Origin of the sequence: Streptomyces sp. NPDC056347 (assembly GCF_042262625.1) — a bacterium.
Taxonomy (GTDB): Bacteria; Actinomycetota; Actinomycetes; order Streptomycetales; family Streptomycetaceae; genus Streptomyces.
Window position 1 is genome coordinate 23,084 of sequence record NZ_JBHJQP010000099.1, and the last position, 6,749, is coordinate 29,832.

Genomic DNA, 6,749 nt, shown 5'->3' on the forward strand with positions numbered 1-6,749 from the left:
CTCAGGACTCCTGGGTGACGGAGACGAGCACATCGTCCCCTTCGATCTTGACGGGGTATACGGGGACGGGGCGCGTCGCGGGAAGGCCGGACGGCTTGCCGGTGCGCAGGTCGAAGCTGGAGCCGTGCAGCCAGCACTCGATCATGCAGTCCTCGACCTCTCCCTCGGACAGGGAGACGTTCGCGTGCGAGCAGATGTCGTTGATCGCGAACACCTCGCCCGCGGTACGGACGACGGACACCGGTACGCCGTCGAGTTCCACCCGCTTCGGGGTGTCCTCCTCCAGCTCACTCAGCGCGCAGGCTTTGACGAAGGCCATCAGACGGACGCCCTCAGCTCGGCCTCGATCTTGTCGAGCAGCCGCGCCTCGACGTCCGGCAGACCGATCTGCTGGACGAGCTCGGCGAAGAAGCCGCGCACCACGAGACGGCGGGCCTCCTCGGCCGGGATACCGCGGGCCATCAGGTAGAAGAGCTGCTCGTCGTCGAAACGGCCGGTCGCGGAGGCGTGGCCGGCGCCCACGATCTCGCCGGTCTCGATCTCCAGGTTCGGCACGGAGTCGACCCGGGCGCCGTCGGTGAGGACGAGGTTCCGGTTCATCTCGTAGGTGTCGGTGCCCTCGGCCGCGGCCTGGATGAGGACGTCACCGATCCACACGGCGTGCGCGTCGTCGCCCTGGAGCGCGCCCTTGTAGGCGGCGTTGGACGAGCAGTGCGGGGTGTTGTGGTCGACCAGGAGGCGGTGCTCCTGGTGCTGGCCCTTGTCGGTGAAGTACAGGCCGAAGAGCTCGGCGCTGCCTCCGGTGCCGGCGTAGGCGACCCGGGGGTGCAGCCGGACGAGGTCGCCGCCGAAGGTGACGACGATCGACTTGAACGAGGCGTCCCGGCCGACCAGCGCGTTGTGCTGGCCGACGTGGACCGCGTTCTCGTCCCAGTCCTGGACGGAGACCACGGTGAGCTTGGCGCCGTCACCGAGGACGTAGTCGACGTTGGCGGCGAGCACCGCGTCACCGGTGTGGTCGATGACCACGACGGCCTCGGCGAAGGCGCCGAGCTCGACGACCTGGTGGCCGAAGGCGGTGCCGCCCTCGCCGTGGACCGCGATCCGGATCGGCTCGGTGAGCACGGCCTCCTTGGGGACCGTGACGACGGACGCCTGCGTGAAGGAGGAGTACGCCTGGGCGGCGACCCGGTCGACCGGCGTGCCGGCCCTTCCGAGCCGGGCGTCGTCGCGGCCGACGGTCTCGACCGTGACGCCCTCGGGGGCCTCGATCGCCACCTTCACGGCGCCGTCGGTGGCGGTGGCCGTGCCGTCGTGCAGTCCGCGCAGCCGCTCCAGGGGCGTGAACCGCCACTCCTCCTCGCGGCCGTGCGGGACCGGGAAGTCCGCGACGTCGAAGGACGGGGGCGCGCTCATGCGCGTGGCGACGGTCGACTCGGCGGCCACCGCGATGGAACCGGCGGTGGTGGAACCCGTCGGAATGTTCTGAGCCTCAGCCATGGCTGTCGTAGTGCTCGCTTTCTCTGTCAAAAGGCGGGGGTTCGCGGTCGGGGCCTGTCAGCCGACCGAACCCTCCATCTGCAGCTCGATCAGCCGGTTGAGTTCGAGGGCGTACTCCATCGGGAGCTCCTTGGCGATCGGCTCGACGAAGCCGCGCACGATCATCGCCATCGCCTCGAACTCGGTCAGACCGCGGCTCATCAGGTAGAAGAGCTGGTCCTCGGAGACCTTGGAGACGGTCGCCTCGTGGCCCATGGACACGTCGTCCTCGCGGACGTCGACGTACGGGTAGGTGTCGGAGCGCGAGATGGTGTCGACCAGCAGCGCGTCGCAGAGCACGTTGGACTTGGCGCCCGGGGCGCCCTCGCCGATCTCGATCAGACCGCGGTAGGACGTGCGGCCGCCGCCCCGCGCCACCGACTTGGAGACGATGTTGGAGGAGGTGTTCGGCGCCATGTGGACCATCTTGGCCCCGGCGTCCTGGTGCTGGCCCTCGCCCGCGAAGGCGATCGACAGGGTCTCGCCCTTGGCGTGCTCGCCCATCAGGTAGACGGCCGGGTACTTCATGGTGACCTTGGAGCCGATGTTGCCGTCGACCCACTCCATGGTCGCGCCCTCGTAGGCCACGGCACGCTTGGTGACCAGGTTGTAGACGTTGTTCGACCAGTTCTGGATCGTCGTGTAGCGGCAGCGGCCGCCCTTCTTCACGATGATCTCGACGACCGCGGAGTGCAGCGAGTCGGAGGAGTAGATCGGGGCGGTGCAGCCCTCGACGTAGTGGACGTAGGCGTCCTCGTCGACGATGATCAGCGTCCGCTCGAACTGGCCCATGTTCTCCGTGTTGATACGGAAGTAGGCCTGGAGCGGGATGTCGACGTGGACGCCCTTGGGCACGTAGATGAACGAGCCGCCGGACCACACGGCCGAGTTCAGCGAGGCGAACTTGTTGTCGCCGACCGGGATGACGGTGCCGAAGTACTCCTTGAAGAGCTCCGGGTGCTCCTTCAGCGCGGTGTCGGTGTCGAGGAAGATGACGCCCTGCTCCTCCAGGTCCTCACGGATCTGGTGGTAGACGACCTCCGACTCGTACTGCGCGGCGACACCGGCGACCAGGCGCTGCTTCTCCGCCTCCGGGATGCCGAGCTTGTCGTAGGTGTTCTTGATGTCCTCGGGCAGGTCCTCCCAGGACTCCGCCTGCTTCTCCGTGGAACGCACGAAGTACTTGATGTTGTCGAAGTCGATGCCCGAGAGGTCGGAGCCCCAGTTCGGCATGGGCTTCTTGTCGAACAGCCTGAGGCCCTTGAGACGCAGCTTCAGCATCCACTCGGGCTCGTTCTTCTTCGCCGAGATGTCGCGGACGACCTCCTCGGAGAGCCCGCGCTTGGCGGCGGCGCCTGCCGCGTCGGAGTCGGCCCAGCCGAATTCGTACGTACCCAGGCCCTCGAGTTCGGGGTGGGCAGTCTCCGTGGGGAGCGTCATGCGGGGTTCCTCCCGGCCTTGCTTGCGGATGCTGATGGGGTGGTCTTCGGTGCGGGGTGGCCGCTGCGCGGGATGTACGTCGTGCACACACCGTCGCCGTGGGCGATGGTGGCCAGACGCTGCACATGCGTCCCGAGAAGGCTGGAGAAGAACTCCGTCTCCGCCTCGCACAGCTGCGGGTACTGCTCGGCGACATGGGCGACCGGGCAGTGGTGCTGGCACAGCTGCTCGCCCTGTTGCGGACCGGGCGCGCTACGCGCCGTAGCAGCGTACCCGTCGGCGGACAGGGCCTTGGCCAGGGCTTCGGTGCGGTCCTCGGGGCCGGCGGCCTCGAGCGCCGCGCGGTACGCCTCGGCCTGGGCGGCGATCCTCGCGCGGGCGAAAGCGCTGACCGCTTCCTCGCCCGAGGTCTCCGCGATCCAGCGCAGGGCGTCCGCCGCGAGCGCGTCGTAGGACTGGTCGAAGGCGTCCCGGCCGCAGTCGGTGAGGGCGAACACCTTGGCCGGGCGGCCACGGGTACGCGCCCCGTAGACCCGCTGCTCACGGGCCTCGACGATGCGGTCGGACACCAGGGCGTCGAGATGGCGGCGGACCGCGGCCTGAGTGAGGCCGAGGCGCTCGGCCAGCTCGGCGACCGTGGACGGGCCGTGATCCAGGATGGAGCGCGCGACCCGGTTGCGCGTGGGGCGCTCACCGGTCGCGGGTTCCTCCCGCGGAGCCTCGCCGACGTATTTCACAACGCCATTGTTGCGTAATTCATCCGGCCCTGACAACCACGGTCCGAAACGATCTCTGGTGCCATTCATCACTTAGGGTCACCTAATCAGGACCCGGACCACGGTCCTCTTCCGCTTGTTTGCAGGGCCGCCCGCCCGCCGTGCGCGGGGCCGGGCTCGCCCTCGGGGGGCCCGGAGGCAGCGCATAGACTTACCGGCCATGAAGAGCGAGTCCGTCGTGGAGCTCCGCGGCCTGGTGAAGCGCTACGGCTCAAAGACCGCGGTGGACGGCCTCGACCTGTGCGTGCGCACCGGCGCCGTCACCGCCGTCCTCGGCCCCAACGGCGCCGGCAAGACCACCACCATCGAAACCTGCGAGGGCTACCGCCGCCCCGACGCCGGGACGGTACGGGTCCTCGGCCTCGACCCGGTCGCCGACGCCGCGCGGCTGCGCCCCCGGATCGGCGTGATGCTCCAGTCCGGTGGCGTCTACTCCGGGGCGCGCGCCGACGAGATGCTGCGCCACATGGCGAAGCTGCACGCGCACCCGCTGGACGTCGACGCCCTGATCGAGCGCCTCGGCCTCGGCAGCTGCGGCCGCACCACCTACCGGCGGCTCTCCGGCGGCCAGCAGCAGCGGCTCGCCCTGGCGATGGCCGTCGTCGGCCGCCCCGAGCTGGTCTTCCTGGACGAGCCGACCGCCGGGCTCGACCCGCAGGCCCGCCGCTCCACCTGGGAGCTGGTGCGCGAACTGCGCGCCGACGGGGTGTCCACCGTGCTCACCACCCACTTCATGGACGAGGCCGAGGAGCTGGCCGACGACGTCGCGATCATCGACGCGGGCAAGGTCATCGCCCAGGGCAGCCCCGAGTCGCTCTGCCGCGGCGGCGCCGAGAACACCCTGCGCTTCACCGGCCGCCCCGGTCTCGACCTCGGCTCGCTCCAGAAGGCGCTGCCCGACGGCACCGAGACGGCCGAGCTCACCCCGGGCACGTACCGCATCAGCGGCGACGTCGGCCCGGAGCTGCTGGCCACCGTCACCTCCTGGTGCGCCCAGCACGGAGTGATGCCCGCGGGCATCTCCGTGGAGCGGCACACCCTGGAGGACGTCTTCCTGGAACTGACCGGCAAGGAGCTGCGCGCATGAGCGCCGGTACGTACACCCCGCGGCCGGGCGCCGCTCCGCTCGGCCGCATGATCACGGCGCAGACCGCGCTGGAGACCCGGATGCTGCTGCGCAACGGCGAGCAGCTGCTGCTGACGGTGGTCATCCCGACGCTGCTGCTGGTGCTGTTCAGCGCGGTCGACATCGTGGACACCGGCGCGGGCGAGGCCGTCGACTTCCTGGCCCCCGGCGTCCTCGCCCTGGCCGTGATGTCCACGGCCTTCACCGGCCAGGCCATCGCCACCGGGTTCGAGCGGCGGTACGGGGTGCTGAAGCGGCTCGGCGCCTCGCCGCTGCCGCGCTGGGCCCTGATGACCGCGAAGACCCTCGCGGTGCTGGTCACCGAGGTGCTCCAGGTGGTGCTGCTCACGGTGATCGCGTTCGCGCTGGGCTGGTCGCCGCAGGGCAACCCCTTCGCCGTCCTGCTGCTCCTGGTGCTCGGCACGGCGGCCTTCTCCGGCCTCGGGCTCCTGATGGCCGGGACGCTCCGGGCCGAGGCGACGCTCGCCGCGGCCAATCTGGTCTTCCTGCTGCTGCTGGTGGGCGGCGGGGTGATCGTGCCGCTGGACAAGTTCCCGGAGGCGGTGCAGTCGGCGCTCGGGCTGCTGCCGATCGCGGCGCTCTCGGACGGCCTGCGCGAGGTGCTCCAGCACGGGGCGTCGATGCCCTGGGGCGACCTCGGCGTGCTGGCGGTGTGGGCGGTGCTCGGGCTGGGCGCGGCGGCGCGGTTCTTCCGCTGGGAATGAGATTCCGGGCGCGTCGCGTCGGCGGTTCGCGGTAACTCGTCCCCCTCGTGAAAGCTTGCACAAGCCTCCGCCTACGATGGTGCGCGTGCCCAAGCTGACCCGAGCCGAAGTCGCTCAAGCCGTGCGGAACCCGCTCCAGTACATCGCCGAACGGTGGACACCGTCCCCCCGTACGGTCCGCCGGGCGGCCATGTCGGCCGTCGTCATGGCCGTGCTCATCGTCGTGACCGGCGGCGCGGTGCGGCTGACCGGTTCCGGACTCGGCTGCCCCACCTGGCCCAAGTGCACCGACGAGAGCCTCACGGCCACGAGCGAGATGGGCTTCCACGGCGTCATCGAGTTCGGCAACCGGATGCTGACCTACGTGCTGTGCGCGGCCGTCGGGTGGGCGATCATCGCCGCCCGCTCGGCCAAGCCCTGGCGCCGTTCCCTGACCCGGCTCGGCTGGCTGCAGTTCTGGGTGGTCATGGGCAACGCGGTGCTCGGCGGCATCGTGGTGCTGGTCGGGCTGAACCCGTACACCGTCGCCGCGCACTTCCTGCTCTCCACGGCACTGCTCACCGTCGCGATGGTGACCTGGCAGCGGGTCGGCGAGGGCGACGAGGCGCCCCGGCCGCTGGTCGGCAAGGCGGTGTCCCAGCTGGCCTGGCTGCTGGCGGTCGTGGCGGGACTGCTCGTCGCGGTCGGCACGGTCGTGACGGGCGCGGGGCGCCACGCGGGCGACTCCAGCGATGTGCACCGCATTCCGATCGACTGGAAGATGATCACGCAGCTCCACGCCGATCTGGCCTGGGCCGTGGTGGCGCTGACCGTGGCGCTCTGGTTCGTGCTGAAGGCCGTGGACGCGCCCGTGGGCCCGCGCCACCGGGCCCGCGACCTCTTCCTCGTCCTGATGGCGCAGGGCGTGATCGGGTACGTGCAGTACTTCACCGACACGCCGGAGATCCTGGTCGGTCTGCACATGCTGGGCTCGTGCCTGGTGTGGATCGCGGTCGTACGCGTGCTCCTGTCGCTGCGCGAGCGTCCCTCGGCGGCCCCGGCGGTGCCCGGTCCCGCGGCCGAGCGGCCCGAGCCCGCGGCGGCCGGCTGACCCCGTACGACCCCGGGAAGACGCGGATCGCCGGACGGTTCCCTCACGGGAAC

General features: G+C 70.5%; 7 protein-coding genes. 3 read left to right on the forward strand and 4 right to left on the reverse strand.

Going from position 1 to position 6,749, the window contains the following annotated elements; all coding sequences use genetic code 11:
- Position 1: 1 nt before the first annotated feature.
- From ACFCV8_RS22410 to ACFCV8_RS22425, 4 genes are read right to left on the reverse strand one after another with little or no spacing between them, the layout of a single operon-like run.
- On the reverse strand, positions 2–319 hold the full coding sequence (locus ACFCV8_RS22410) for a bifunctional 3-phenylpropionate/cinnamic acid dioxygenase ferredoxin subunit (protein WP_376687174.1): 318 nt from the start codon (positions 317–319) through the stop codon (positions 2–4).
- Complete coding sequence (gene sufD / locus ACFCV8_RS22415; protein WP_376687175.1) at positions 319–1,500, reverse strand: Fe-S cluster assembly protein SufD; 1,182 nt, start codon at positions 1,498–1,500, stop codon at positions 319–321. The genes ACFCV8_RS22410 and sufD overlap by 1 nt, the downstream gene beginning before the upstream one ends.
- 57 nt (positions 1,501–1,557) lie before the next feature.
- Positions 1,558–2,979 carry a Fe-S cluster assembly protein SufB gene (sufB, locus tag ACFCV8_RS22420; RefSeq protein ID WP_266736472.1) on the reverse strand — a complete coding sequence of 474 codons (1,422 nt, stop codon included), beginning with the start codon at positions 2,977–2,979 and terminating at the stop codon, positions 1,558–1,560.
- Positions 2,976–3,716, reverse strand: coding sequence for a helix-turn-helix transcriptional regulator (locus ACFCV8_RS22425; RefSeq protein ID WP_376687176.1), 741 nt, complete (start codon positions 3,714–3,716; stop codon positions 2,976–2,978). Before ACFCV8_RS22425 ends, sufB begins: the two co-directional genes overlap by 4 nt.
- A gap of 199 nt (positions 3,717–3,915) precedes the next feature.
- Between ACFCV8_RS22425 and ACFCV8_RS22430 the strand changes: the two genes are divergently transcribed.
- The 3 genes from ACFCV8_RS22430 to ACFCV8_RS22440 all read left to right on the forward strand — a co-directional run bounded on the left by ACFCV8_RS22430 (position 3,916) and on the right by ACFCV8_RS22440 (position 6,696).
- Positions 3,916–4,842 carry an ABC transporter ATP-binding protein gene (locus ACFCV8_RS22430; protein ID WP_376687177.1) on the forward strand — a complete coding sequence of 309 codons (927 nt, stop codon included), beginning with the start codon at positions 3,916–3,918 and terminating at the stop codon, positions 4,840–4,842.
- Entirely contained in the window at positions 4,839–5,606 is a 768-nt protein-coding gene (locus ACFCV8_RS22435; protein WP_376687178.1) for an ABC transporter permease, read from the forward strand. Before ACFCV8_RS22430 ends, ACFCV8_RS22435 begins: the two co-directional genes overlap by 4 nt.
- 76 nt (positions 5,607–5,682) lie before the next feature.
- Entirely contained in the window at positions 5,683–6,696 is a 1,014-nt protein-coding gene (locus ACFCV8_RS22440; protein ID WP_376687179.1) for a heme A synthase, read from the forward strand.
- Positions 6,697–6,749: the final 53 nt, after the last annotated feature.

What these genes read in the sequence shown, in the direction of transcription:
- ACFCV8_RS22410 (WP_376687174.1), bottom strand. Translation starts at nt 319, where the DNA reads ATGGCCTTCGTCAAAGCCTGCGCGCTGAGTGAGCTGGAGGAGGACACC.
- sufD (WP_376687175.1), bottom strand. Translation starts at nt 1,500, where the DNA reads ATGGCTGAGGCTCAGAACATTCCGACGGGTTCCACCACCGCCGGTTCC.
- sufB (WP_266736472.1), bottom strand. Translation starts at nt 2,979, where the DNA reads ATGACGCTCCCCACGGAGACTGCCCACCCCGAACTCGAGGGCCTGGGT.
- ACFCV8_RS22430 (WP_376687177.1), top strand. Translation starts at nt 3,916, where the DNA reads ATGAAGAGCGAGTCCGTCGTGGAGCTCCGCGGCCTGGTGAAGCGCTAC.
- ACFCV8_RS22435 (WP_376687178.1), top strand. Translation starts at nt 4,839, where the DNA reads ATGAGCGCCGGTACGTACACCCCGCGGCCGGGCGCCGCTCCGCTCGGC.
- ACFCV8_RS22440 (WP_376687179.1), top strand. Translation starts at nt 5,683, where the DNA reads ATGGTGCGCGTGCCCAAGCTGACCCGAGCCGAAGTCGCTCAAGCCGTG.